This is a genomic window from Pseudomonas syringae (genome assembly GCF_001698815.1).
In the GTDB taxonomy this organism is placed as follows: Bacteria; Pseudomonadota; Gammaproteobacteria; order Pseudomonadales; family Pseudomonadaceae; genus Aquipseudomonas; species Aquipseudomonas syringae_A.
Genome location: NZ_LGSI01000071.1, coordinates 62,220 through 84,615, shown reverse-complemented (window position 1 = coordinate 84,615; position 22,396 = coordinate 62,220). Strand labels below are relative to the sequence as shown.

At 58.3% G+C, this 22,396-nt stretch carries 21 protein-coding genes and 1 other RNA gene; 10 read left to right on the top strand and 12 right to left on the bottom strand.

Annotation, left to right across the window (positions count from 1 at the left end; genetic code table 11):
- Positions 1-32 precede the first annotated feature (32 nt).
- From AFK24_RS26750 to AFK24_RS31415, 3 genes are all read right to left on the bottom strand, one after another.
- Positions 33-992, bottom strand: coding sequence for an AraC family transcriptional regulator (locus AFK24_RS26750; RefSeq protein ID WP_065836107.1), 960 nt, complete (start codon positions 990-992; stop codon positions 33-35).
- Positions 993-1,334: 342 nt separating this feature from the next.
- A complete protein-coding gene (locus AFK24_RS31420; protein WP_205884885.1) occupies positions 1,335-1,496 on the bottom strand; it encodes a hypothetical protein in 162 nt (53 codons plus the stop codon).
- 22 nt (positions 1,497-1,518) lie between these two features.
- Positions 1,519-1,857 carry a hypothetical protein gene (locus AFK24_RS31415; protein ID WP_205884884.1) on the bottom strand — a complete coding sequence of 113 codons (339 nt, stop codon included), beginning with the start codon at positions 1,855-1,857 and terminating at the stop codon, positions 1,519-1,521.
- A gap of 44 nt (positions 1,858-1,901) precedes the next feature.
- On the opposite strand from AFK24_RS31415, the gene AFK24_RS26740 reads away from it, so the two are divergent.
- Positions 1,902-2,117: a hypothetical protein gene (locus tag AFK24_RS26740; protein WP_139110583.1), complete on the top strand. Its 216-nt coding sequence runs from the start codon at positions 1,902-1,904 to the stop codon at positions 2,115-2,117.
- Here the strand turns inward: AFK24_RS26740 and AFK24_RS26735 are convergent, their stop codons facing one another.
- The 6 genes from AFK24_RS26735 to AFK24_RS26705 form a co-directional block, all read right to left on the bottom strand.
- Positions 2,118-2,309: a hypothetical protein gene (locus AFK24_RS26735; RefSeq protein ID WP_065836105.1), complete on the bottom strand. Its 192-nt coding sequence runs from the start codon at positions 2,307-2,309 to the stop codon at positions 2,118-2,120.
- Between the two features lie 756 nt (positions 2,310-3,065).
- Positions 3,066-3,454: a transfer-messenger RNA gene (gene ssrA / locus AFK24_RS26725) on the bottom strand.
- A gap of 113 nt (positions 3,455-3,567) precedes the next feature.
- The gene (locus AFK24_RS26720; RefSeq protein WP_065836103.1) at positions 3,568-3,861 is read right to left on the bottom strand and encodes a hypothetical protein; all 294 of its coding nucleotides are present in this window, start codon (positions 3,859-3,861) and stop codon (positions 3,568-3,570) included.
- Between the two features lie 209 nt (positions 3,862-4,070).
- The gene (locus AFK24_RS26715) at positions 4,071-6,881 is read right to left on the bottom strand and encodes an FAD-binding and (Fe-S)-binding domain-containing protein (protein WP_065836102.1); all 2,811 of its coding nucleotides are present in this window, start codon (positions 6,879-6,881) and stop codon (positions 4,071-4,073) included.
- A gap of 71 nt (positions 6,882-6,952) precedes the next feature.
- A complete protein-coding gene (gene lldD / locus AFK24_RS26710; protein ID WP_065836101.1) occupies positions 6,953-8,098 on the bottom strand; it encodes an FMN-dependent L-lactate dehydrogenase LldD in 1,146 nt (381 codons plus the stop codon).
- Positions 8,099-8,175: 77 nt separating this feature from the next.
- The gene (locus AFK24_RS26705) at positions 8,176-9,873 is read right to left on the bottom strand and encodes a lactate permease LctP family transporter (RefSeq protein ID WP_065836100.1); all 1,698 of its coding nucleotides are present in this window, start codon (positions 9,871-9,873) and stop codon (positions 8,176-8,178) included.
- A gap of 403 nt (positions 9,874-10,276) precedes the next feature.
- Between AFK24_RS26705 and AFK24_RS26700 the strand changes: the two genes are divergently transcribed.
- Positions 10,277-11,044, top strand: coding sequence for a GntR family transcriptional regulator (locus AFK24_RS26700; protein ID WP_065836099.1), 768 nt, complete (start codon positions 10,277-10,279; stop codon positions 11,042-11,044).
- 270 nt (positions 11,045-11,314) lie between these two features.
- Here AFK24_RS26700 and smpB read toward each other — a convergent pair whose 3' ends face one another.
- Positions 11,315-11,797 carry an SsrA-binding protein SmpB gene (gene smpB, locus AFK24_RS26695; protein ID WP_065836098.1) on the bottom strand — a complete coding sequence of 161 codons (483 nt, stop codon included), beginning with the start codon at positions 11,795-11,797 and terminating at the stop codon, positions 11,315-11,317.
- Positions 11,798-11,910: 113 nt separating this feature from the next.
- Here smpB and AFK24_RS26690 point away from each other — a divergent pair, with 113 nt between their 5' ends.
- The 3 genes from AFK24_RS26690 to AFK24_RS26680 are packed head-to-tail and all read left to right on the top strand — an operon-like array spanning position 11,911 to position 14,069.
- Complete coding sequence (locus AFK24_RS26690) at positions 11,911-13,314, top strand: sodium-dependent transporter (protein WP_065836097.1); 1,404 nt, start codon at positions 11,911-11,913, stop codon at positions 13,312-13,314.
- A 7-nt stretch (positions 13,315-13,321) separates the two neighbouring features.
- The gene (locus AFK24_RS26685) at positions 13,322-13,756 is read left to right on the top strand and encodes a type II toxin-antitoxin system RatA family toxin (RefSeq protein WP_020293177.1); all 435 of its coding nucleotides are present in this window, start codon (positions 13,322-13,324) and stop codon (positions 13,754-13,756) included.
- Entirely contained in the window at positions 13,749-14,069 is a 321-nt protein-coding gene (locus AFK24_RS26680; RefSeq protein ID WP_065836096.1) for an RnfH family protein, read from the top strand. The genes AFK24_RS26685 and AFK24_RS26680 overlap by 8 nt, the downstream gene beginning before the upstream one ends.
- A 69-nt stretch (positions 14,070-14,138) precedes the next feature.
- On the opposite strand, the gene AFK24_RS26675 is transcribed toward AFK24_RS26680, so the two are convergent.
- Positions 14,139-14,660, bottom strand: a complete 522-nt coding sequence (locus tag AFK24_RS26675) for an outer membrane protein assembly factor BamE (protein ID WP_065836095.1) — start codon at positions 14,658-14,660, stop codon at positions 14,139-14,141.
- Between the two features lie 98 nt (positions 14,661-14,758).
- On the opposite strand from AFK24_RS26675, the gene fur reads away from it, so the two are divergent.
- On the top strand, positions 14,759-15,166 hold the full coding sequence (fur, locus tag AFK24_RS26670; protein WP_065836130.1) for a ferric iron uptake transcriptional regulator: 408 nt from the start codon (positions 14,759-14,761) through the stop codon (positions 15,164-15,166).
- Between the two features lie 163 nt (positions 15,167-15,329).
- On the opposite strand, the gene recN is transcribed toward fur, so the two are convergent.
- Positions 15,330-17,003 carry a DNA repair protein RecN gene (gene recN / locus AFK24_RS26665; protein ID WP_065836094.1) on the bottom strand — a complete coding sequence of 558 codons (1,674 nt, stop codon included), beginning with the start codon at positions 17,001-17,003 and terminating at the stop codon, positions 15,330-15,332.
- 273 nt (positions 17,004-17,276) lie between these two features.
- On the opposite strand from recN, the gene grpE reads away from it, so the two are divergent.
- The 4 genes from grpE (at position 17,277) to dapB (ending at position 22,153) form a co-directional block, all read left to right on the top strand.
- A complete protein-coding gene (gene grpE, locus AFK24_RS26660) occupies positions 17,277-17,840 on the top strand; it encodes a nucleotide exchange factor GrpE (RefSeq protein ID WP_065836093.1) in 564 nt (187 codons plus the stop codon).
- A 103-nt stretch (positions 17,841-17,943) separates the two neighbouring features.
- Positions 17,944-19,863: a molecular chaperone DnaK gene (dnaK, locus tag AFK24_RS26655; protein WP_065836092.1), complete on the top strand. Its 1,920-nt coding sequence runs from the start codon at positions 17,944-17,946 to the stop codon at positions 19,861-19,863.
- Between the two features lie 327 nt (positions 19,864-20,190).
- Positions 20,191-21,327, top strand: coding sequence for a molecular chaperone DnaJ (gene dnaJ, locus AFK24_RS26650; protein ID WP_020293184.1), 1,137 nt, complete (start codon positions 20,191-20,193; stop codon positions 21,325-21,327).
- Positions 21,328-21,349: 22 nt separating this feature from the next.
- Entirely contained in the window at positions 21,350-22,153 is an 804-nt protein-coding gene (dapB, locus tag AFK24_RS26645) for a 4-hydroxy-tetrahydrodipicolinate reductase (RefSeq protein WP_065836091.1), read from the top strand.
- Positions 22,154-22,396 lie beyond the last annotated feature (243 nt).

Here is a 22,396-nt window from a genome sequence, read left to right as displayed (position 1 = left end):
CCGGGGACGGTGCCCCGCCGTCCCGGGCCTTTTCACGCCGGATCCTGCTGTCCCAGTTGGCGGGCGCGATACGCCCTCGGACCCATGCCATATTCGGCAGTGAACGAGCGGCTGAAGTACGCCAGATCGTTGAAGCCCCAGCGCAGGCAGATTTCGGTGATCGACAGGCCGCCATTGAGCTGGCTCGACATATCCCGCTTGCAGCGTTCCAGACGTCGGCGGCGCAGGTACTGATTGAAACCGAGCCCGGCCTCCTTGAATATTTTCTGGATATAGCGCGCCGATGCATGGCAGTACCCGGCGATCATTGCGAGATTGAGCTGTGGATCGCCCAGGTGCAACTCGATGCAGTGGCAGATTTCCTGAAAATGTTTGGCATGGCCCGGAATCCGGAACGTATTGATCGACGTCTGCTCTGTTAGGGCATGAATCAACAATTCGGTCAGTGCCAATTCCACCGGGTGGAACGCCACCGCATCGAGGCTGCCCAGCTCCTGGGCCACGCCGCTCAACAAACTCGCCAGGAGACGGCTGACCCCTGACTCGCAGGCCAGGGTCCCGGCGCGAATCGACAGTGGATTGAGCAAGCGCTTGTAGAACAGCGCATGTGGAATTTCCAGGGTCAGCACCAGGAAGTCGCTACGTAGATCGAGCGCAACCCGCTCCCCGCCCGTAGCGCCATAAAGGATTTCCCCGGCCTGTAGCCGCGTAATCTGTTCGCCGATCTGCACGTGGGCCTCGCCGGCGATGACCAGCGCGAGCCAGAGACTCTCCGGCTGTAGCGGGCAGTCGCCGACCAGCCGCTGGGCCGAGCCGGACAGAGTGACGAATTCGATTCCTTGGGGTGAGATGTTGTAGGTCACTTCGCCCAGCAATGCCCCATCGCGGGGCCAGTGGGAAACCGACAGATATATCTGTTGTAGGGCCTGCTGCCAGATGTCCTCGCGTTGTTCGGCCGGGTGCTGCGCAGTGCAGACCTTCCAGTTGTTCATGATCGGACTTCCGCAGATGCGACGGGCAGATGCCCGAGGGGTGGAACGGCTATTGTAACGAGCAATATCCAGGCCATTACGGTTGTGGTGGAGGATAAAAAAGACGTCCTTGGACGTCTTCAAATATCGAGTGCTAGCCTGGGTGTCGCAACCTGAATCGAATCCAAGGCGCGGTATATGCTATTTCGCACAGTCAGCACTTTAGTGTTAGCTGGAGCTTTTCTATGGTGCACCGTGCAGGGTAGGCTTCGGCCCGGCCGGGTTCATTGGTTTCCGGGTTGTGACCTTACGGTGTGCCACCCATTTGTGCCACAGCGGTGGATGGATGCCAGCACGCGATCGTCAATGCAGCGAGGCGGCATCACGAAGCCCCCCTGACCACAGGCACGTGTTCTTCGTGTAGTTGTCGTGAATGCTCAGCGCGGTGAAGTGGTACGGATGGAAGGTGCTCTGTGGCTTGCCGAAGATCGAGCTGAACACGCTGACTGGATTCTCAAAGACCACGGCGCACCTGATATCTGGCCGATCACCCGACACTGCTCAGCAACCAGCGCAGCTTTCGCCTGGAGAACTTATCTTTCGCGGCTTTGGCTGTGAAGTGAGGCGTTCTGGAGACCGCTACGTCAGTGCATGGCGGGAAACCGGCCACAAAAGAGACGCGACCAGTGGATATTGCCTCGCGCAAAACCCGCCAAGTGTCCGGGTGGTCGATGATCTGCCCGACCCGGGTAATTGCCCCGTCGGTGTGGACGCCGGCCGGATGCTGCGGATCCACCAGAATGGCGTGGTATCCAGCCTCAACCCATGGCTTGGCCATCACTCCAGTGAGATCGCAGAGGAGGATGGCGATGTTTTTCGAATGCATGGTGGTACCTCGCCGTGAATTGCGGCTAGAGTCGGGTTTCATTTATGGAGTTGAAAAAGATGGGTATTGGCGACTGCTGTAGCGAAGCAATGAAAGAAGTCGAAGATCTGGGGCTATCGGACAAATTCATTAAACACGGCACGCAAGGGGTGCCGGGCAAGCTGGTAACTGCCTATGAATGCAAAGAGTGCGGCCATAACTGGACTCAAGAACTGGACACGGAGGAACCTGACCGCCACATGTGGTATCCGCAGGACTAACTAACGCGACATATCCTTGGCCTGCTTCTTCGACCAACTCAGGACATCAGCGATGACATTCTTCTTGAACATGCTGCGCTGTCGGTAATAGTCGACGGCGTGGCGGGCAACACTGAAGCAGATCCCTTCCTTGAAGCCCCGCTTGACCAGTTCGTCGTGGACGCTCTTCTCGATGAATTCATGGGGAGTCATAAGCCCACCCACTCGTTGTTACCGTCGTAGTAGCCGTGCTACTCACCGAGCTTCAAAACCAGAGTTCCGGGTGCGCACAGCCAGGCTCTGTCGATTGGTCCGCCAGTGAGCGCGAAGTGTGATTTCAGGGCACTCAGTACGCGGCGGCGAATCCGGCGACGGGATAGGTCAATCCGCCTGATGCGTAGGGGGTACCGCCGCGTGAAGCTGTCGCGAGCAGACCACAACCGTCTTTTCCCGAACCATCCCATTCACTGGGCACACCGCTTCGAGTACTACCTCAAGGACACGGACTTCCTGTTGTAAAGGTTTGTAACGCGCGAAGTGGTGGCGATCAGCATCGTCCTTTTCCCTCTGAGCCTGTTGGTCTACGGCGTTGCGAATTTCAAAGCGGTTTGGCGGGAGCACGTCAGGATGGTCACCCTCAATTCCAAAGTTGCCGCAGGAAGCGCGACAATCCGCGACCTCACCTCTGTGCTCGCCGACTTGCGCGAGCGGGGTGACCAGGCAGCGGGAAAGCTGGCGGCAATTGCTGATGCAAGCCGAATAGCAGGGATCACACGTGAGAAGTCTATGACTCGTTGTTGCTGAAGAAACAGTGATTGGTGTTCATCGGCAGGACGCCAGGGGAGGGTGGTTGCTGAGACGTCGCCGAGGCATGGATTTATTCACATGAACCCACAACAACATTCAGCAACTTTCGAAACCCCAGATACAGCGAAGCCCGCACTGGGCGGGCCTCTCTGGTGTTTCGTTTGGTGGAGCCGGGGGGATTTGAACCCCCGTCCGCCAGTACTCCGCTGTCGGTCCTACATGCTTAGCCGTGTCTATTGAGTTAACCCTCAGCCGCCCGACGGGCAGGGTGCATTGGGCGAGTTGTGTAAGTTTTAGCCGCTTCGTCCACAACGTACTGCACGGCGATTCTGTTCTATATGACAATCACGTTGGGTTTACAGACATCCCCTAGTGATTGCTGGAGCCGAAGCTACCAGAAGTGCGGGCTAGGCTGCTTACGCAGCTAGTTGAGCACCGTAGTTTTCGTCATTGGCAACTATAAGTAGTTGCAACAGTGGATTTACGACTTCTGTTACCAAGTCGGCATGCACCTAAAGTTTCGCAACCGGCGTCGAATCCTAAACGGCCCCAGTTGACTGCTTTCGCAGTCAGGTCGCGGAGTGTACTCCAGTGAGGGAGTCACGTCGACCTTTTGACGCGCTTCGAGCTACGGCCAGCCGCTGGGCTGGCCGTTACAGGCGTGTTACTTGGCGCCTTCGCTACCCGAACCGATGTTTTTCAGAGCGGTGATTTGCTTGGTGGTGATCTCGACACATTCTTTGTCGCCTGCAGGAGTGCCCTTGGCTTGCGCAGCCCGTGCATCTTTCTCAGTTTTCTCGAGATCCTTCTTGGCGTCAGCGCTCATGTTGGTGTTCGTGGAAACCTGGGCATCCTTGAGCGTCTGCAGGTTGGCACCACACAGATCATCGGCGGCGAATACCGGGGAACCCAACAGTGCAGCGGTGAGGAACAATCCAGTCAGTGCTGTGCGCTTCATGTGTATCTCCTTTAGCCTGTGGACTCGGTATGGCCGGTCTATGAGGCCGATGTCCGAGGTTTGTCGAGGACCCCAATTCATTTGCGGGGCTTAAACAAACTGACTGTGCTGAAACGCAGGGGTTCTATTTCTTTTCGCGATAATTTGTAAAAGCCACATTACGGCGAAAAGGCACCAAAAAGGGGCGATCCTCGCGCCCTGTGATGGGATCAAACGGTTTTGGCTTGGGTGACGCGATCCACCAGATACACCAGCCCGTGATAGTCGATGCCGCCGTGTTGCGACAGGCCGATCTCGCAGGTACGGCTGGTGGAAATGCCTTCATTGCAAAACTGCACCGCGTTCTTGAGGCTGCGCAGCGAGTGGGCGTTCAGCTCTGGCGTGGTGAAGCCCTTGTCGCCGGCGAAGCCACAGCAGTGAATGCCTTCCGGGATCACCACGTTGACGCTGCACAACCGCGCCAACTCGATCAGTGCCTGACTTTCGCCCAGATGCTGCGTGCTGCACGTGACGTGGACGGCGATGGCTTCCTGCTGGGGCGTGAAGGTCAGCTTGTCCAGCAAATGCGTGCGAATGAAACGCACTGGATCGTACAGATCCAGACGCGTGTCCTTGAGATCCTGCACCAGGCGCAGCGTGCACGGGCTGGTGTCGCAATAGATCGGATCAAGCCCGCCACGGCTGGCTTTGCTCAACGCGGCCAGCAGTTCCAGGCGTTTGTCGTCGGCTTGTTGCTTATAGCCCTTGGACTCAAAAGGTTGTCCACAGCACAGGCTTTCCTGATCGTCCGGAAACACCACTTGGTAACCGGCTTTTTCCAGCAGGCTGCGGGTCTTGTCGAGTAATGACGTCTGCTCGCGGTCACCGGCTGCCGGGCCCATGACCCGGGAGACGCAGGCCGCCAGATACACCACGCGCGGGCGCTGATCCTCGACTGGCGGGGTGAAGCGAATCGCATGTTCCGCCTGAGGCATGGCCGGTGACCATTGCGGAACGCGTCCGCCGGACGCCTTGCTCAACGCGCCGGACAGTTTCGCCAGCCTCGGTGCGCCGAGCAGCATCCGAGCGCCATTGGCGGCGTGCAGGGTAAAGCGCGCACCTTGCAGTGCGGTCTTGAAATTGTGCGCCAGCCAACCAGCGGCCTTGCCGTGCCTGGCCTCCTGAGCGCGCAGCTTCTTGACCAGCTCGCCGGTGTTGATGCCAACCGGGCAGCGTTGCGCGCACAGGCCGGTCGCGGCGCAGGTTTCAATGCCTTGGTAGTGGTAGTCACGCTCCAGCTTGGTGGTGTCGACACCGGCGCGTTTCTTCGCCTGAATGTCACGCCAGATAACGATGCGCTGGCGCGGGCTGAGGGTCAGGCCTTTCGAAGGGCAGACCGGCTCGCAGAACCCACATTCGATGCACTTGTCGACAATCTCGTCCGCAGCGGGCAACGGCTTGAGGTGCTTCAAGTGGATCTGTGGATCTTCGCTGAGGACCACATCCGGATTGAGAATGCCGTTGGGATCGAGCAGACGTTTGAGTTGCCACATCAATTGATAAGCGTCATGGCCCCATTCCAGCTCGACGAAAGGCGCCATGTTGCGCCCGGTGCCGTGCTCGGCCTTGAGCGAACCGCCAAACTCGACGGCAACCAGCTGCGCCACGTCGTCCATGAATGCTTTGTAACGCGCGACTTCCTCGGGATTGTTGAAACCCTGAGTGAAGACGAAGTGCAGATTGCCTTCCAGCGCGTGGCCGAACAGGATCGCTTCGTCGTAATGATGCTTGTCGAACAGCGCGATCAGGCGCCGCACGCCGATGGCCAGCTGTTCGACCGGGAAGGTCACGTCTTCGATGATCACCGTCGTGCCGGTTTGCCGTACGGCGCCGACAGCGGGAAAGGTGTCTTTGCGGATCGCCCACAGGCGGGCGTTTTCCAGCGGGTCTTCGGTGAAATCGACTTGCTTCTCGACCGGAAACGCAACCAGGGACACCATGATCTGCGCCAGTTGTTCGTGTAGCAAATCCCGGCTGGCGGCGCGGGCTTCGATGAGCAGGGCGCAGGCGTTTTCCGAGAGTTCGCGGACGAAACCAGGCATGCCAGGTTTGTCCTGTACCGAGCGCATGCTGCGGCGATCCAGCAGCTCGACAGCGGCGACCGGCTGGGTTTTCAGGACGGTGACGGCGTTGCAGCAGGTTTCCACATCTGGAAACACAATCAGCGCCGACGCCTTGTTCGGGTGATCGACCACGGTGTCGTAAGTGACTGCGCTGATAAAGCCCAGCGTGCCTTCGGAGCCGACCAGCAAGTGGCTGAGAATATCCAGCGGCTGGTCGAAGTCCACCAGTGCGTTGAGAGACAGGCCGGTGGTGTTTTTCAGGCGATATTTGTGGCGAATCTTGTCGGCCAGTTCGGTGTTGGCCCGGGTTTCCCGGCCCAGTCGCGCCAGCTGCTGCAGCAAGTCGGCATGACTGCTGTGAAAGGCGGCGACGCTGGTCGGGTCTTCGGTGTCCAGGCGGGTGCCATCGGCGAGCACCAGACGCATGCCCGCCAGGGTGTGATAGGTATTCTGCGCCGTGCCGCAGCACATACCGCTCGCGTTGTTGGCGACAATGCCGCCGATCTTGCAGGCGTTGATCGAGGCTGGGTCCGGGCCGATCTTGCGGCCGAACGGCGCCAGCCAGGCATTGGCCTGGGCGCCAATAACGCCGGGTTGCAGGCGGATTTGCGTGCCTTGGTCACGCAGTTCGCGGCCGTTCCAGTTGTCGCCGAGCACCAGCAATACCGAATCGCTGATAGCCTGGCCCGACAGACTGGTGCCCGCCGCGCGAAAGGTCACCGGGACTTTTTCCTGTTGCGCGAGTTTGAGCAGGGCCACGACTTCATCTTCGGATTCGACGCGGATCACCAGCTTGGGAATCAAGCGATAGAAGCTGGCGTCGGTACCGAAGGCGAGCGTCGACAGCGGATCGTCGAAGCGGCGTCCGGCGGGGATCAGATGATGGACACCGTTCAGGAAGGAGGCGGGCAGGCTCATGCGGTCTTCCTCAGGAAGTCAGGTTCAGGGCGCCGCGGCTTCTGGCGAGCCGCGTGCGTGGGTGCAGGGGCTCAGGCGCCCAGTTCACGGACGAGTGAGTCGCGAGATATCTCGCTGATGGATTTGGCCCCGGTCAGCACCATGGCCACGCGCATTTCTTTTTCGAACAGGTCGAGAAGGTTCTTCACGCCCGCCTCGCCATGGGTTGCCAGGGCATAAATGAATGCGCGTCCAATCAGTACCGCATCGGCACCCAGGGCAATCATTCGCACTACATCCAGACCGCTACGAATGCCGGAATCGGCGAGGATCTTCAGTTCGCCCTTCACCGCGTCGGCAATGGCCGGCAAGGCGCGGGCACTCGACAGCACGCCGTCGAGCTGGCGGCCGCCATGGTTGGAAACAATGATGCCGTCAGCGCCAAAGCTCACTGCGTCCCGGGCGTCTTCGGGGTCGAGGATGCCCTTGATGAGCATCGGCCCGTCCCAGGTTTCGCGGATCCACTCCAGATCCTTCCATGAAATCGACGGATCGAAATTCGCCCCTAGCCAGCCGATATAGTCGGCCAGGCCGGTAGGGTTGCCAAGGTAGGTCGAGATGTTGCCCAGGTCATGCGGGCGACCTTTGACGCCAACGTCCCAGGCCCACTGTGGATGAGTCATGGCTTGCAGAATCCGCCGCGTCGGCCCGTTCACGCCGCTCATGCCGTGATGGGCGTCGCGGTAACGAGCACCCGGCACCGGCATGTCGACAGTGAACACCAGAGTCTTGACCCCGGCGGCCTTGGCCCGCTCCAGGGCATTGCGCATGAAGCCGCGGTCTTTGAGTACGTAGAGCTGAAACCAGATGGGACGGTCGATGGCCGGCGCGACTTCTTCGATGGGGCATACCGAGACGGTGGACAAGGTGAATGGAATGCCCTTGGCTGCCGCCGCACGCGCCGCCTGCACTTCACCGCGCCGGGCGTACATCCCGCAAAGTCCGATGGGTGCCAGCGCAACCGGCATGCTCAGGTTTTCGCCGAACAACGTGGTCTCCAGGCTCAGCTCTGACATGTTCTTCAGGACCCGCTGGCGCAGGGCAATGCTGGCCAGGTCCGATACGTTGTGGCGCAGGGTGTGCTCGGCGTAAGCGCCGCCGTCGGCGTAGTGAAACAGGAATGGCGGCAGCTTGCGTTGCGCTGCGGCACGATAATCAGTGGAGGCGGAAATGATCATGGGCTCTCGCAATCTCTTGTAAATAGCCTGGTAAGTAGCCGCCAGGCGCGCAATGGCGCACCCGGCGCTCGTCTCATTTAGTGCACCAGCATGCCGGTGAACCAGTAGGCCTGGGCGTAGGTGATGCAGCCCACGATGGTGGCGAAGAACAGGCTGTGTTTGAGCGTAAACCGGAACAGGTCCGATTCCTTGCCCACCAGCCCGGTGGCTGCGCAGGCAACGGCGATGGACTGTGGCGAAATCATCTTGCCGGTCACACCACCGCTGGAGTTGGCCGCGACCATCAGCACATCACTGACACCGATCTGGTGCGCCGTCGTGGCCTGCAACGAACCGAACAGCGCGTTGGCGGAGGTGTCGGAACCGGTCAGGAATACGCCCAGCCAGCCGAGGAACGGCGAGAAGAACGGGAAGGCCGCGCCAGTGCCAGCCAATACCAGCGCCAACGTGGAAGACATGCCCGAGTAGTTCATGACGAAGGCGAAAGCCAACACCATGCCGATGGACACGATGGCCCAGCGCAGTTCTTTCAAGGTTTCCTTAAAAGTGGTCAGACCAGTGCCGGCGCTGATCTTCAGCACGATCATCGACAGGATCGCCGAGAACAGAATGGCCGTACCGGAAGCTGCAATCAGATCGAATTTGTAGACGGCTGGCATCGCCGTCGCCTTGGCAACAATCGGTGCGCCTTTCATGACCAGTTGGTCAAGGTGCGGAATGGCGAAGTTCATGGTCCACGCCTGCATCGCGCCACCGGCGGCGAACATGGCCTTGAACGGTTTGAGGGTCCAGATGGTGACCATTACCGTCAGAATCAGGAACGGTGACCACGCTTTGAGGATCTGCCCCAGGGTGTAAGGGGATTTGACCGAAGTGCGTGGCTGACCGAAGCCGCCCGGATTGCCCAGCATGGCCGCGCCGCCAGCGGTGGCGACCACAAATTCGGAATCTGCTGCGCGCTGTGGCTGCCAGACCTTGAGGAACAGAGTCAGGGAAACCAGACTGACCAGTGCCGAGGTTATATCCGGCAGTTCAGGGCCGATGTAGTTGGACGTCAGGTACTGAGTGATCGCGAAGCTCAAGCCTGCCACCAGCGCAGCCGGCCAGGTTTCCTTGACGCCGCGCAGGCCGTCCATCATGAACATCAGCCAGAACGGTACGAACAGCGACAGCAGCGGCAGTTGACGACCGGCCATGGCGCCGATCTTGAACGGATCGATCCCGGAGACCTGACCGGCAACGATGATCGGAATACCCAGCGCGCCGAACGCAACCGGTGCAGTGTTGGCGATCAGGCACAGGCCAGCCGCGTACAGCGGATTCAGGCCCAGGCCAACCAGCAGCGCGGCGGTAATGGCCACGGGTGCGCCGAAACCGGCGGCACCTTCCAGGAATGCGCCGAAGCAGAAGCCGATCAGTAGCACTTGCAGACGCTGGTCATCGGTAATGGACATGACCGAACTGCGGATGATCTCGAACTGGCCGCTCTTGACGGTCAGTTTGTAGAGAAAAACCGCAGCCACGATGATCCAGGCAATGGGCCACAAGCCATACGCGAAGCCATATCCGGCAGCCGCGAGGGCCATGTCAGCTGGCATCTGGAAAGCGAAAATCGCCACAATCACTGACAACGCCAGCGTGATACTGCCTGCGATATGACCTTTTAGGCGAAACACCGCCAAGGCCAGAAAGAAGAACACGATTGGGATGAGTGCGGCGGCGGCGGAAAGGCCGAGGCTGCCCAGAGGGTTATAGAGTTGTTGCCAGGTCTGCATGTGGGTGGCCCCTAATTATTTTTGGTTAGGCCTGGTGTTCCATGTACGCGCGCGCGGCTTCGATTCGACGTTATGCCAGCAAATGTCTTGTCGATAATGACGAACGAATCACAGGGTCCACCAGCTCAAGCCTTTCGCTCGAAAGGTCTTGCAGCGCTGAAGAGGTTAGCCATCAAAACGCTGGCATTGGCTAATTGGTAATACCAATTTACAATGACTAAGCGCTAGGGTAAAAGCCTTGGACGTGGTGTGTCAATTTGCCGTACTACGACTTTGGTCGGGTGCGGCTGGAAATGCAGTCCTTATGGGCTGATTCCAGCGGCATCTGGCAGGTGTCGAGCCGACGGCAATCAGCCAGAATAGGCGGCCCCGACACGTGTTCGGGGATGTGAAGCGAGGATTTATGGGCTTTGATCAGGTGCGTCAGCGCCGTTTGTCCGACGATATTGTCGAGCAGCTGGAAAGAATGATTCTTGAAGGCACGTTGAAATCCGGAGGGCGTTTGCCCGCCGAACGTGCCCTTGCCGAACAATTTGGTGTGTCCCGCCCATCACTGCGCGAGGCGATTCAGAAACTCACGGCCAAGGGACTATTGATCAGTCGCCAGGGCGGCGGCAATTACGTGGTGGAAAATCTCGGATCGACTTTCAGTGATCCGTTGTTGCATCTGCTGGAAAGCAGCCCGGATGCCCAGCGCGATTTACTGGAGTTCCGCCACACCCTCGAAGCGTCCTGTGCGTATTACGCCGCGATTCGCGCCACTGATGTGGATCGCGAACGCCTGCGTCTGGCGTTCGAAGCGCTTCAGGATTGCTACTCAAGGGACGGTGAGGTCAGTCGTGTTGAAGAAAGCGCGGCCGATGCCAGCTTTCACCTGGCGATTGCCGAAGCCAGCCACAACGCCGTGTTGCTGCATACGATTCGCGGGCTGTTCGATCTGCTCAAGCGCAATGTATTGATCAATATCGGCGGAATGTACAAACAGCGCACGGAAACCCGGGACATGCTGATCAGCCAGCATCGCGAGCTGTATCTGGCGATCATCGAAGGCCGTGGCGAAGACGCGCGGGAAGTCTCCAGTCGTCATTTGCTGTATGTGCAGGAGGTGTTGGAAGAAGTGCGCCAGCAGGTACAACGCACCGCTCGGGCAGAGCGGCGCAATGGGATGTGAACTGCAAACCTTGTAGGAGCCAACCTGTCGGCGAGGCGTAGGTCCTGCGTGACCAGAAATACTGCTTCGCGAACAAGTTTAAACAACGCACAGCCATCGAGTTGAAATGCTCGTTGGAGCGAGGCTTGCCCGCGAAGAGCGATAACGCGGTAGATCTGGTTCACCGAGGCGCCTGATTCGCGGGCAAGCCTCGCTCCAACGGGAGCCGGTGTTTGCTGGACGACAGCGCCGTGTCGACAGCACGGCGAAATCTCCTACAAGACGGGCAACCTAATCATCCTTGCCCTTGCTGCGCACGGCCCGTTGCAGTTCGCGATCGGAGTCGCGTTCCCGTTCGGTGTGGCGCTTGTCGTATTCCTTCTTGCCTTTGCCCAGTGCGATTTCGCACTTGATCAAGTGCGCTTTCCAGTAAATGGAAAGGGCCACGCAGGCATAGCCTTTCTGCTGCACCGAGGTGATGAGCTTTTCAAGCTCACGCTGGTTCAGAAGGAGTTTACGGGTGCGTGTCGGGTCAGCGATGACGTGCGTGCTTGCAGTCGTCAACGGTGAGATATGGCTACCCATCAGCCACGCCTCGCCATCTTTGAGCAGCACATAACTGTCGACCAGCTGTACCTTGTTGGCACGCAGGCTTTTTACTTCCCAGCCAGCCAGGACCAGACCGGCCTCGAACTTGTGTTCGATGAAGTAATCGTGACGCGCCTTTTTATTTTGCGCGATGGTCCCTGTGGGATGTTTCTTGAGCTTAGCCATAGGCGACGCATTATAGGGACTCGCTTCGATATCGGCTATGGGGAAGCTGCGTGCTTGAGCAGGTTGATTGAATCCCGGACAATGCGTCTCTTTTTTGGTTGGACGTGTCTACGATGTCGACGGACAAGGTTTCGGTCCATGGCGGCTGGGCAAGCCGCTGGGTGTTCATTCTGGCAGCGACCGGTTCTGCCGTGGGTCTGGGCAGTATCTGGAAATTTCCCTACATGGTCGGCGTCTATGGCGGCGGTGCGTTCGTGCTGGTGTTCCTGGCCTGTATCGCGCTGATTGGCGTCCCGGTGATGCTCGCCGAGACGTTGATCGGCCGTCGTTCGCGCCTGAGCCCGGCCAACGCCTTGAAGGTGTTGGCGATTGAGGCCGGGCATTCAGCGCGCTGGTCCTGGGGCGCTTTTGCCGGAATGATCACCGCGCTGCTGATCCTGTCTTTTTATAGCGTGGTGGGCGGCTGGTCGCTGGATTACATCATCGACATGGGGCGTGGAGATTTTCAGGGCGTAACTGCTGATCAGGTTGGCGCTTATTTCGGCAACGTCATCGGCGATCCCTGGAGGCTGGTGCTCTGGCACACGATCTTCATGCTGCTTTCGGCGCTGGTCATCGCCAAGGGAGTGGTCGCCGGGCTGGAACGCAGCCTGCGGATCATGATGCCGCTGTTGTTCATCCTGATGGTTATTCTGCTGGGCTACAGCCTGACCACCGGGCACTTCATGGAAGGCGTGCATTTCATGTTCGACTTCAACCCGTCCAGGCTGCTCGACGGGTTATTGCCTGCCATGGGCCACGCGTTCTTTTCCCTGAGCGTCGGCGTCGGCTCGATCATGATCTACGGCGCTTACATGCCGAAAAACTCGTCGATTTCCGGAACCATCGTTGGCGTTGCCCTGCTGGATACTTTTGTGTCGCTGCTGGCCGGGCTGGCGTTGTTTCCCATCGTTTTTGCCGCTGGCCTGAACCCGAGCGAAGGTCCCGGCCTGATGTTCGTGACCTTGCCCTTCGCCTTTGGCAACGTAGCGTTCGGTCAGCTGATGGGCGTAGTGTTCTTCGTCCTGGTGGCGGTAGCTGCCTGGAGTTCGGCGATTTCCCTGCTTGAGCCAATGGTTGCCTATCTGGTGGAGCGGACTAAAATCCGCCGCGCCTGGGTCACGTTCTGGTTGGCATTCAGCTGCTGGTTTGTCGGGCTCGGGACCGTGTTTTCGTTCAACATCTGGCAGCAGGCCAAATTTTTCGTGAACGATGGCGGCGCATTCCATCTCTATCAATGGGGCGCAGCCGGGGGCCTGGACTTTTTCGGCGTCATCGATTTCTTCACTTCGCGGATCATGTTGCCGCTGGGTGGTTTGTGTTTCGTAGTATTCGCAGGTTGGGTGATGGGCCGCGAGGCAGTGCGTGACGAACTGTCGATCCGCAGCCCGATGCTTTTCGCCTTGACGTTCTTTTTGATGCGCTATGTGGCGCCGTTCGGCATTCTTGTTGTGTTTGCCGCTCAGCTTTGGAAGTGACGCTGACATGACTACGCATATTCAACGCTCCGCCCTTTTGCCTTATCCGGCTCAAGCTCTGTACGACCTGGTAAATGACGTGGCTCGCTATTCCGAGTTCCTGCCGTGGTGTTCTTCGGCGAAGGTGCTGGAGGCAAGCGACGAGCGCATGCGTGCCAGCCTGGAAATCGCCAAAGGTGGGCTCAGCCAACATTTTGTAACGCAAAACACGCTCGTACCGGGGCAGTCGATTGTGATGGATCTGGTCGAAGGGCCGTTCAATCAGCTGCACGGCGTCTGGACGTTCAAGGCGCTGGGCGAAAAAGCCTGCAAGATCAGCCTGGATCTGTCCTTCGACTATGCCGGTCCCATCGTTCGCGCGACCCTTGGGCCATTGTTCAACCAGGCTGCCAACACGCTGGTTGATGCGTTCTGTCAGCGGGCGAAAGAACTGCATGGCTGAGGCCGAAATCACGGTCGAAGTGGTTTACGCCGCTGTCGACCGGCAACTGATGCTCAGTGTCAAAGTGCCTGCGGGCGCCACGGTGCGTCAGGCGCTGTTCTTGTCCGACATTGGAACGGAGTTTCCCGAGCTGGATCTGGCGCAATGCGCTGTAGGCATTTTCGGAAAAGTAGTGGTGAATGCTGAATTACGCACGCTGAAAGACGGCGAGCGGATTGAAATCTATCGCCCATTGCTGGCTGATCCGAAAGAGGTGCGGCGCTTGCGTGCAGCGAAAGCGGCCAAGGCGCGCCAGGACCGGGAGCAGAATTAGCTATTTACCGATCCGCAGACACTAAAAAGCCCGGCATGCCGGGCTTTTTGTTGTCGCAGTAAATGACGATTACTGCGGCGATGTTTCCAGAGGTTCCTGGGTCGGCACCGGTACGGTTTCGACTTTATCCACGTCTTGCTGGATCTGCTCAAGCAGCGAACCAGGCTTGGCCGGCTCTTCGGCTTTCGGCTGCTCGACATTGCCAGCCGGCGCCGTAGTGCCGTTGTCGCGGCCAAGAATGGCGTCGTCACGGCTCACGCCCGGCATGAAATCACCGGAGAGGCTGACGAGTTGGTCATTGCCATTGAAGATAACGCTGACGCGCTCTTGCTGGCGTTCACCACCTCCAGGCTGCAGGCTATACAGGTAATCCCAGCGATCTGCATGGAATGTGTCAGTCAGCAAAGGGTTGCCCATGATAAACCGTACTTGCCGTCGGGTCATTCCGGGCCGTAACTGGTCTATCATGTCTTGCGTGACGACATTGCCCTGTTGGATGTCGATTTTGTAAACCCCGGGGAATGAACAACCGGCGAGTGCGAGCAGTCCCACAAGGGTGAAACTGGTTAGCAGGAGCTTGGTGTTTTGCATCGGTGGGCGACTTCCACTATCTTGGCTGGGACAACGTAAACCCCGATCATACCTGCATTAAGAGAAGCTGCGAAGCAGCGTCTGTGAGAAAGCTGACCATGGTTGAAAATAGCGAACTACGAAAAGCCGGACTAAAGGTGACCCTGCCACGGGTCAAAATTCTACAGATGCTCGATTCCGCCGAGCAGCGTCACATGAGCGCCGAGGATGTTTACAAGGCTCTCATGGAGGCTAGCGAGGACGTCGGTCTGGCCACGGTTTACCGTGTACTGACACAATTCGAAGCTGCCGGATTGGTGGTTCGCCACAATTTCGACGGCGGTCATGCAGTATTCGAATTGGCTGACGGCGGCCACCATGACCATATGGTCAACGTGGAATCCGGCGAAGTAATCGAGTTCTTCGAAGAAGAAATCGAGAAACTTCAGAAGGCGATTGTCGAGAAGCACGGCTACGAGTTGGTGGATCACAACTTGGTGCTCTACGTGCGCAAGAAAAAGGTGTAAACCTTTTTTTGATGTAGCAGCAAAGGCGACCTTAGGGTCGCCTTTGTGCGTTTTGGTGGCTTTCGTTGGAGCGAGGCTTGCCCGCGAATCAGGCGCCTCGGTGGACCAGACCCACTGCGTTATCGTTCTTCGCGGGCAAGCCTCCAACAGGCCCTGCGTTCGCTCAGCTCTTGGCCGTCACCACCATCTTCTTCGCATGCGCCAACGACTCTTTGGTCAGGTCGATGCCGCCAAGCATGCGTGCGACTTCTTCGATGCGCTCGGTCTTGCTGAGTTTCGACACAGCCGTGCGGGTAACATCGCTGTCGCGAACCTTGTGCACAAACAGATGCTGGTGGCCTTGCGCTGCAACTTGCGGCAAATGCGTGACGGTCATCACCTGGCCGCGATCACCCAGTCGTCGCAACAGTTGGCCGACAATCTCGGCCGTCGGGCCGCCAATGCCCACATCGACTTCATCGAATACCAGCGTCGGCACCCGCGACGTCTGCGCAGTGATCACCTGAATCGCCAGACTGATGCGTGACAGTTCGCCACCGGAAGCCACCTTGGCCAAGGCCTTGAGCGGCTGCCCCGGGTTGGCGCTGACCAGAAACTCCACCAGCTCCAGCCCATTGGGCAGCAGCTCTTTTTCGGAGTTAACGCGCAATTCTATGTTGAAGCGCCCGCCGGGCATGCCGAGGCGCTGGATTTCCTGCTCGACCGCATGCGCCAGCGTAGGCGCAGAGCGATGCCGCAAGTCGCTCAGCTCCCGCGCACGTTCTTTATAGTGCCGCGCGAAGGCAGCCAGTTCGTGTTCAAGGCGTTCGATGGCTTCGTCGTTGGCATTCAGCGTTTCGATTTCGTCGAGCAGCTTCTGTTGCAGTGTGGCGACTTCAGTAGGTTGGATGCGATGTTTGCGCGCCAGGGTATAGATCGCGTCGAGCCGCTCTTCCAGTTGTTGCAGGCGTGCAGGATCTGCATCGAAGTGATCAAGAAAACGGTTGAGCTCGCCAACGGCTTCTTCGACCTGGATCTGCGCGCTGGACAGCAGATTCGTCGCTTCGCTCAGGGCGGTGGGTGAGTCGTTGACGCTGCTCAGGCGATGCAGGCTGGCGGTCAGGGCATTGAGCACGTTGCCGGAATCATTTTCGCTGCACTGCTCGACCACTTGCCGACAAATGCTCAGCAGGCTTTCGGCGTTGGTCAGGTTCTTGTGTTCCTGCTCCAGCTGTTCCAGCTCGTTTTCGCCCAGGCTCAGGCTTTCCAGCTCTTCGAGCTGATAGCTCAGCAGTTGGTGACGCGAACGTTGCTCGTCGCCGGAGTTTGAGAGGCGGTCAAGCTCCTGGCGGGTTTGCCGCCAGCGTTGTGCCGCCAGTTGAACCTGGCGTGCCAGATCAGTCGCGCCGGCGTATTCGTCCAGCAGGCGGCGATGAGTGTCCGCTTTGAGCAGGGACTGATGTTCATGTTGGCTGTGGATATCAATCAACAGCTCGCCGAGGGCTTTCAAGTCGCCTTGCGGGCAGGGTGTGCCGTTGATGTAGGACCGCGAACGACCTTCGGCAGTGATGACCCGGCGCAGGATGCACGGACCGTCATTGTCCAGGTCGCGCTCCTGAAGCCAGATGCTGGCCTCGGGTATATCAGCCAGGTCGAAGGTTGCCAGGATGTCGGCCTTGTCCGCGCCGGGACGAACGACTCCGCTGTCGGCGCGATCCCCGAGGGTCAGACCCAGCGCATCGAGCATGATCGATTTGCCAGCACCGGTTTCGCCGGTGATTACGCTCATGCCTCGGTCCAGCTCGAGATCGAGATGTTCAACGATGGCGTAGTTATGTACGGAAAGGTGCACCAGCATGGAGTGGCTCCCAGGCGATTTGTCTGGTTATTTATACAGTGTTTTATTTGTCGGTGACAACGGCGTTTTTTTGCCTGATTCAGTTGCTGCACAGATTTTTTTAGCCCATCGGGACATTTTTTCAAGCGCCATAAGGACTTGGGCTATGTCAGGAATTTCGTAGGGGTATTGCTCGATCTCGCCTCTCTAGCCCTTGAAGCTGAAAAATCCGCTCCCATATAGGGGGACAGAAGCGCGAGTTGAGCTCGCGGATGTTTTTGAAAGGAGAAATCTATGGCTGACGAACAGAATCTGGATGCGCAGACCCAGGACCAGGCTGCCGATGCAGCTTCCGGTGAAGAATTGGTAACTCGTGTGCAAGTGCTTGAAGAGCAGTTGGCTGCGGCACAGGACCAGTCCCTGCGAGTGGCTGCGGATCTGCAGAATGTCCGCCGCCGTGCAGAACAGGATGTCGAAAAGGCACACAAATTCGCTCTCGAAAAATTCGCTGGCGATCTGCTGCCTATCGTCGACAGCCTTGAGCGTGGCCTTGAGCTGTCCGATGCGAACGACGAAAGCATTCGTCCGATGCGTGAAGGTATCGAGCTGACGCTGAAGATGTTCCACGACACGCTCAAGCGTTATCAGCTGGAAGCAATCGAGCCGCACGGCCAGCCATTCAATGCCGAGCACCATCAGGCAATGGCCATGCAGGAGAGCGCGGATGTCGAACCCAACAGCGTTTTGAAAGTGTTTCAGAAGGGTTACCAGCTTAATGGTCGCCTGCTGCGCCCGGCTATGGTCGTGGTCAGCAAGGCACCATCGCCTGTTCAGCCGTCAATTGACGAGCAGGCTTGAAATCAGCTGTCTGGCCCCCATTTATAGGCCAAGCGTTTAAGAGCTACCGCAATTTGTAAACGCAGTTGCGGCAACCCAATCAAAGTTTCGGGAGAGTCAAAAGATGGGCAGAATTATCGGTATCGACCTGGGGACCACCAACTCCTGCGTCTCCATTCTGGAAAACGGTAACGTCAAGGTTATCGAGAACGCCGAAGGCACTCGTACCACGCCTTCGATCATTGCTTACGCCAACGACGGCGAAATCCTCGTGGGTCAGTCGGCCAAGCGTCAGGCAGTGACCAATCCGCACAACACCCTGTACGCGGTGAAGCGTCTGATCGGTCGTCGTTTCGACGAGGAAGTGGTTCAGAAAGACATCCAGATGGTCCCTTACAAGATCGTCAAGGCTGACAACGGCGACGCATGGGTCGAAGTCAACGGCCAGAAAATGGCTCCGCCGCAGATTTCCGCTGAAATCCTGAAAAAGATGAAGAAAACCGCCGAAGACTATCTCGGCGAAGCTGTGACTGAGGCGGTCATCACTGTTCCGGCTTACTTCAACGACAGCCAGCGTCAAGCGACCAAGGATGCCGGCCGTATCGCGGGCCTGGATGTAAAACGCATCATCAACGAACCCACCGCAGCCGCTCTGGCCTACGGCATGGACAAAGCGAAAGGCGACCACACTGTCATCGTTTATGACTTGGGTGGCGGTACTTTCGACGTTTCGGTCATTGAAATCGCTGAAGTCGATGGCGAGCATCAGTTCGAAGTTCTGGCAACCAACGGTGACACGTTCCTCGGTGGTGAAGACTTCGACATCCGCTTGATCGACTACCTCGTAGACGAATTCAAGAAAGAAAGCGGCATGAACCTCAAGGGTGATCCGCTGGCGATGCAGCGCCTGAAAGAAGCTGCTGAAAAAGCCAAGATCGAGCTGTCTTCGAGCATGCAGACCGACGTCAACCTGCCGTACATCACTGCAGATGCAACCGGTCCTAAGCACTTGAACGTGAAGATCTCCCGTTCGAAGCTGGAATCGCTGGTTGAAGACCTGGTTCAGCGCACCATCGAACCTTGCCGCATTGCCTTGAAAGATGCTGGTATCGAAATCAACGCGATCAACGACGTGATTCTGGTCGGTGGTCAGACTCGTATGCCGCTGGTTCAGAAGCTGGTTACCGAGTTCTTCGGCAAAGAAGCCCGTAAAGACGTTAACCCGGACGAAGCCGTTGCCATGGGCGCTGCTATCCAGGGCGCGGTTCTGGCTGGCGACGTCAAAGACGTTCTGCTGCTGGACGTCAGCCCGCTGACGCTGGGTATCGAAACCATGGGCGGCGTGATGACCGCGCTGATCGAGAAAAACACCACGATTCCTACCAAGAAATCCCAGGTGTTCTCGACTGCCGACGACAATCAAGGCGCAGTGACCATTCACGTTCTGCAGGGCGAGCGTAAGCAAGCCGCTCAGAACAAGTCCCTGGGCAAGTTCGACCTGGCCGAGATTCCACCAGCGCCACGCGGCGTTCCGCAGATCGAAGTGACTTTCGATATCGATGCCAACGGCATCCTGCACGTAGGCGCCAAAGACAAGGCTACCGGCAAGCAGCAGTCCATCGTGATCAAGGCCAACTCCGGCCTGTCCGAGGAAGAAATTCAGCAAATGGTTCGTGATGCTGAAGTCAACGCTGAAGAAGACCGCAAGTTCGAAGAGCTGGCAGCAGCCCGTAACCAGGGCGACGCACTGGTTCACTCGACTCGCAAAATGATCTCCGACGCTGGCGAGAAAGTGACTGCGGAAGAAAAAACCGCAATCGAAGCTGCGCTGGTTGCCCTGGAGGCCGCCATCAAAGGCGACGACAAGGCTGCCATCGACGCCAAGGTCGAGGAACTGTCCAAGGTTTCCGCTCCGGTTGCACAGAAAATGTACGCCGATCAGGCTGAACAGCCGGAAGCCGGTGCAAAGGCCGCGAAGGAAGAAGGCAAGCCTGCTGACGACGTTGTCGATGCAGAGTTTGAAGAAGTAAAAGACCACAAGTAAGCGCAGGCTCACTTGAGCGCCAGTTGACCGCTTCCGAGTGGTCACTGGTAGGATGTCGCCGCGCGGGAGCTTGCTCCCGCGTTGGCGTGTCTGGCATAGACGAATTTTTTGATGGCTTGCGGCTTGATTGCGCGAGCCCTGTGGCAAGGTCGCGATGCTCCTGCATGGTGGCTTGTTCTGCCGCTTTCTCGGTCAGGTATCTGGCTGTTGAACGAAGACCAGGATCGTTGAATTGACGTGAGTTGGGTCCGGGCCTGTATGGGGCTCAACGAGTTTGGCGAAGCTCAGGAGGGTTTTGCCGAACGTCCTCAAGAGTGCGGAAGAATTATGGCAAAGCGTGACTATTACGAAGTATTGGGGGTGGAGCGAGGCTCCAGCGAAGCGGATCTGAAAAAGGCTTATCGTCGTCTGGCGATGAAGCATCACCCGGATCGCAATCCTGACGACAAAGCATCGGAAGACATGTTCAAAGAGGCCAACGAGGCCTATGAAGTGCTGTCCGATGCAAGCAAACGTGCGTCCTACGATCAGTACGGCCATGCCGGCGTTGACCCAAGCATGGGCGGCGGCGGTTTCGGCGGCGGCGCGGGCGGTGCGAATTTCTCCGATATATTCGGCGACGTATTCAGCGACTTCTTCGGCGGTGGTCGTGGCGGTGGCGGCGGACGTGGCGGCGCTCAGCGCGGCAGCGACCTGCGTTACACACTCGAACTGAACCTCGAAGAAGCTGTGCGTGGCACCACGGTGAATATCCGTGTGCCAACGCTGGTCAACTGCAAGCCGTGCGATGGTTCGGGCGCGAAGAAAGGCTCTTCGCCGGTAACTTGCCCGACTTGCGGCGGTATTGGTCAGGTGCGCATGCAGCAGGGGTTCTTCTCCGTGCAGCAGACCTGCCCGCGCTGCCATGGTCATGGCAAGGTCATTTCCGATCCGTGCGATTCCTGCCATGGCGAAGGCCGTGTCGAGGAATACAAGACCCTGTCCGTGAAAGTGCCGCCTGGCGTTGATACTGGTGATCGCATTCGTCTGTCTGGCGAAGGTGAAGCGGGTGCTCAAGGTGGTCCGACCGGCGACCTGTACGTCGTGATCAACGTGCGCGAACACGCGATATTCCAGCGCGACGGCAAGCATCTGTACTGCGAAGTGCCGATCAGCTTCACCGATGCTGCGCTGGGCGGTGAGCTGGAAGTGCCGACGCTGGATGGTCGGGTCAAGCTGAAGATTCCCGAAGGTACGCAAACCGGCAAGCAGTTCCGCCTGCGTGGCAAGGGTGTTGCTCCGGTACGTGGCGGTGGTGCCGGCGACTTGATGTGCCGTGTCGCGGTGGAAACTCCGGTCAATCTCGGTCGTCGTCAGCGCGAATTGCTCGAAGAGTTCCGTGCAACGCTGGAAGGTGACAGCTCACATTCGCCGAAAGCCACCGGCTGGTTCGACGGTGTGAAACGTTTCTTCGGCGATTTGTAAGCGCATTCAACGGGAGCAAGGCATGCGACGTATAGCTGTGATGGGCGCCGCTGGGCGCATGGGCAAAATTCTGATCGAAGCCGTTCAGCAGGCACCGGGTGCCGGTTTGACTGCCGCGATCGATCGCCCCGACAGCACGCTGGTTGGTGCTGATGCGGGCGAGTTGGCTGCATTGGGTCGAATTGGTGTGCCGTTGTCGGGTGATCTGGCCAAGGTTGTTGATGAGTTCGACGTACTGATCGATTTCACGCACCCGTCCGTGACGCTGAAGAACCTGGCGTTCTGCCGCAAGGCTGGCAAGGCCATGATTATCGGCACCACAGGCTTCAGCGCTGAAGAGAAGCTGCGTCTGGCTGAGGCGGGCAAGGAAATCCCGATCGTGTTCGCCGCCAATTTCAGCGTGGGCGTGAACCTCTGCCTGAAACTGCTCGACACCGCTGCTCGCGTGCTGGGTGATGATGTTGATATCGAAATCACCGAAGCGCATCACCGGCACAAGGTCGATGCGCCGTCCGGTACGGCGCTGCGCATGGGTGAAGTGGTCGCCAGCGCCCTGGGTCGTGATCTGGAAAAGGTCGCGGTCTACGGGCGTGAAGGGCAGACCGGCGCGCGGGATCGCCAGAGCATCGGTTTCGCGACCATTCGCGCCGGCGATATAGTCGGTGATCACACCGTGCTGTTCGCCGCCGATGGTGAGCGCGTCGAGATCACCCACAAGGCATCGAGCCGCATGACCTTCGCCAAAGGCGCTGTTCGTGCTGCTCTGTGGCTTGAGGGGCGCGAGCCTGGCTTGTACGACATGCAGGACGTGCTGGACCTGCGTTGATCGTTCTGATCACGCAATCGAGGGTCAAAATTCACCATAAGCGTGAGTTTTGACCCTGTTTTACCCCCGCCGATTGAACTTCTGTCGCATTCCCCCGTCTTTTCGCCTCATTGCCGGTAGACCAAAACAGGGCTTTTCTGTAAGCTACAGCTTTAGTGTGTCCACTAAAAGCGCGCAGATGATTCGATAAGAAAGCGGGGTGACGTGTCTATACGTCATTCCGCTTTTTTGCAACCTGCGAAC

What these genes read in the sequence shown, in the direction of transcription:
- dapB (WP_065836091.1), top strand. Translation starts at nt 21,350, where the DNA reads ATGCGACGTATAGCTGTGATGGGCGCCGCTGGGCGCATGGGCAAAATT.
- AFK24_RS26680 (WP_065836096.1), top strand. Translation starts at nt 13,749, where the DNA reads ATGGCTGAGGCCGAAATCACGGTCGAAGTGGTTTACGCCGCTGTCGAC.
- AFK24_RS26700 (WP_065836099.1), top strand. Translation starts at nt 10,277, where the DNA reads ATGGGCTTTGATCAGGTGCGTCAGCGCCGTTTGTCCGACGATATTGTC.
- AFK24_RS26740 (WP_139110583.1), top strand. Translation starts at nt 1,902, where the DNA reads ATGGAGTTGAAAAAGATGGGTATTGGCGACTGCTGTAGCGAAGCAATG.
- AFK24_RS26705 (WP_065836100.1), bottom strand. Translation starts at nt 9,873, where the DNA reads ATGCAGACCTGGCAACAACTCTATAACCCTCTGGGCAGCCTCGGCCTT.
- smpB (WP_065836098.1), bottom strand. Translation starts at nt 11,797, where the DNA reads ATGGCTAAGCTCAAGAAACATCCCACAGGGACCATCGCGCAAAATAAA.
- AFK24_RS26715 (WP_065836102.1), bottom strand. Translation starts at nt 6,881, where the DNA reads ATGAGCCTGCCCGCCTCCTTCCTGAACGGTGTCCATCATCTGATCCCC.
- dnaK (WP_065836092.1), top strand. Translation starts at nt 17,944, where the DNA reads ATGGGCAGAATTATCGGTATCGACCTGGGGACCACCAACTCCTGCGTC.
- AFK24_RS26720 (WP_065836103.1), bottom strand. Translation starts at nt 3,861, where the DNA reads ATGAAGCGCACAGCACTGACTGGATTGTTCCTCACCGCTGCACTGTTG.
- AFK24_RS26685 (WP_020293177.1), top strand. Translation starts at nt 13,322, where the DNA reads ATGACTACGCATATTCAACGCTCCGCCCTTTTGCCTTATCCGGCTCAA.
- AFK24_RS26690 (WP_065836097.1), top strand. Translation starts at nt 11,911, where the DNA reads ATGTCGACGGACAAGGTTTCGGTCCATGGCGGCTGGGCAAGCCGCTGG.
- AFK24_RS26735 (WP_065836105.1), bottom strand. Translation starts at nt 2,309, where the DNA reads ATGACTCCCCATGAATTCATCGAGAAGAGCGTCCACGACGAACTGGTC.
- fur (WP_065836130.1), top strand. Translation starts at nt 14,759, where the DNA reads ATGGTTGAAAATAGCGAACTACGAAAAGCCGGACTAAAGGTGACCCTG.
- AFK24_RS26750 (WP_065836107.1), bottom strand. Translation starts at nt 992, where the DNA reads ATGAACAACTGGAAGGTCTGCACTGCGCAGCACCCGGCCGAACAACGC.
- dnaJ (WP_020293184.1), top strand. Translation starts at nt 20,191, where the DNA reads ATGGCAAAGCGTGACTATTACGAAGTATTGGGGGTGGAGCGAGGCTCC.
- AFK24_RS31415 (WP_205884884.1), bottom strand. Translation starts at nt 1,857, where the DNA reads ATGCATTCGAAAAACATCGCCATCCTCCTCTGCGATCTCACTGGAGTG.
- grpE (WP_065836093.1), top strand. Translation starts at nt 17,277, where the DNA reads ATGGCTGACGAACAGAATCTGGATGCGCAGACCCAGGACCAGGCTGCC.
- lldD (WP_065836101.1), bottom strand. Translation starts at nt 8,098, where the DNA reads ATGATCATTTCCGCCTCCACTGATTATCGTGCCGCAGCGCAACGCAAG.
- recN (WP_065836094.1), bottom strand. Translation starts at nt 17,003, where the DNA reads ATGCTGGTGCACCTTTCCGTACATAACTACGCCATCGTTGAACATCTC.
- AFK24_RS26675 (WP_065836095.1), bottom strand. Translation starts at nt 14,660, where the DNA reads ATGCAAAACACCAAGCTCCTGCTAACCAGTTTCACCCTTGTGGGACTG.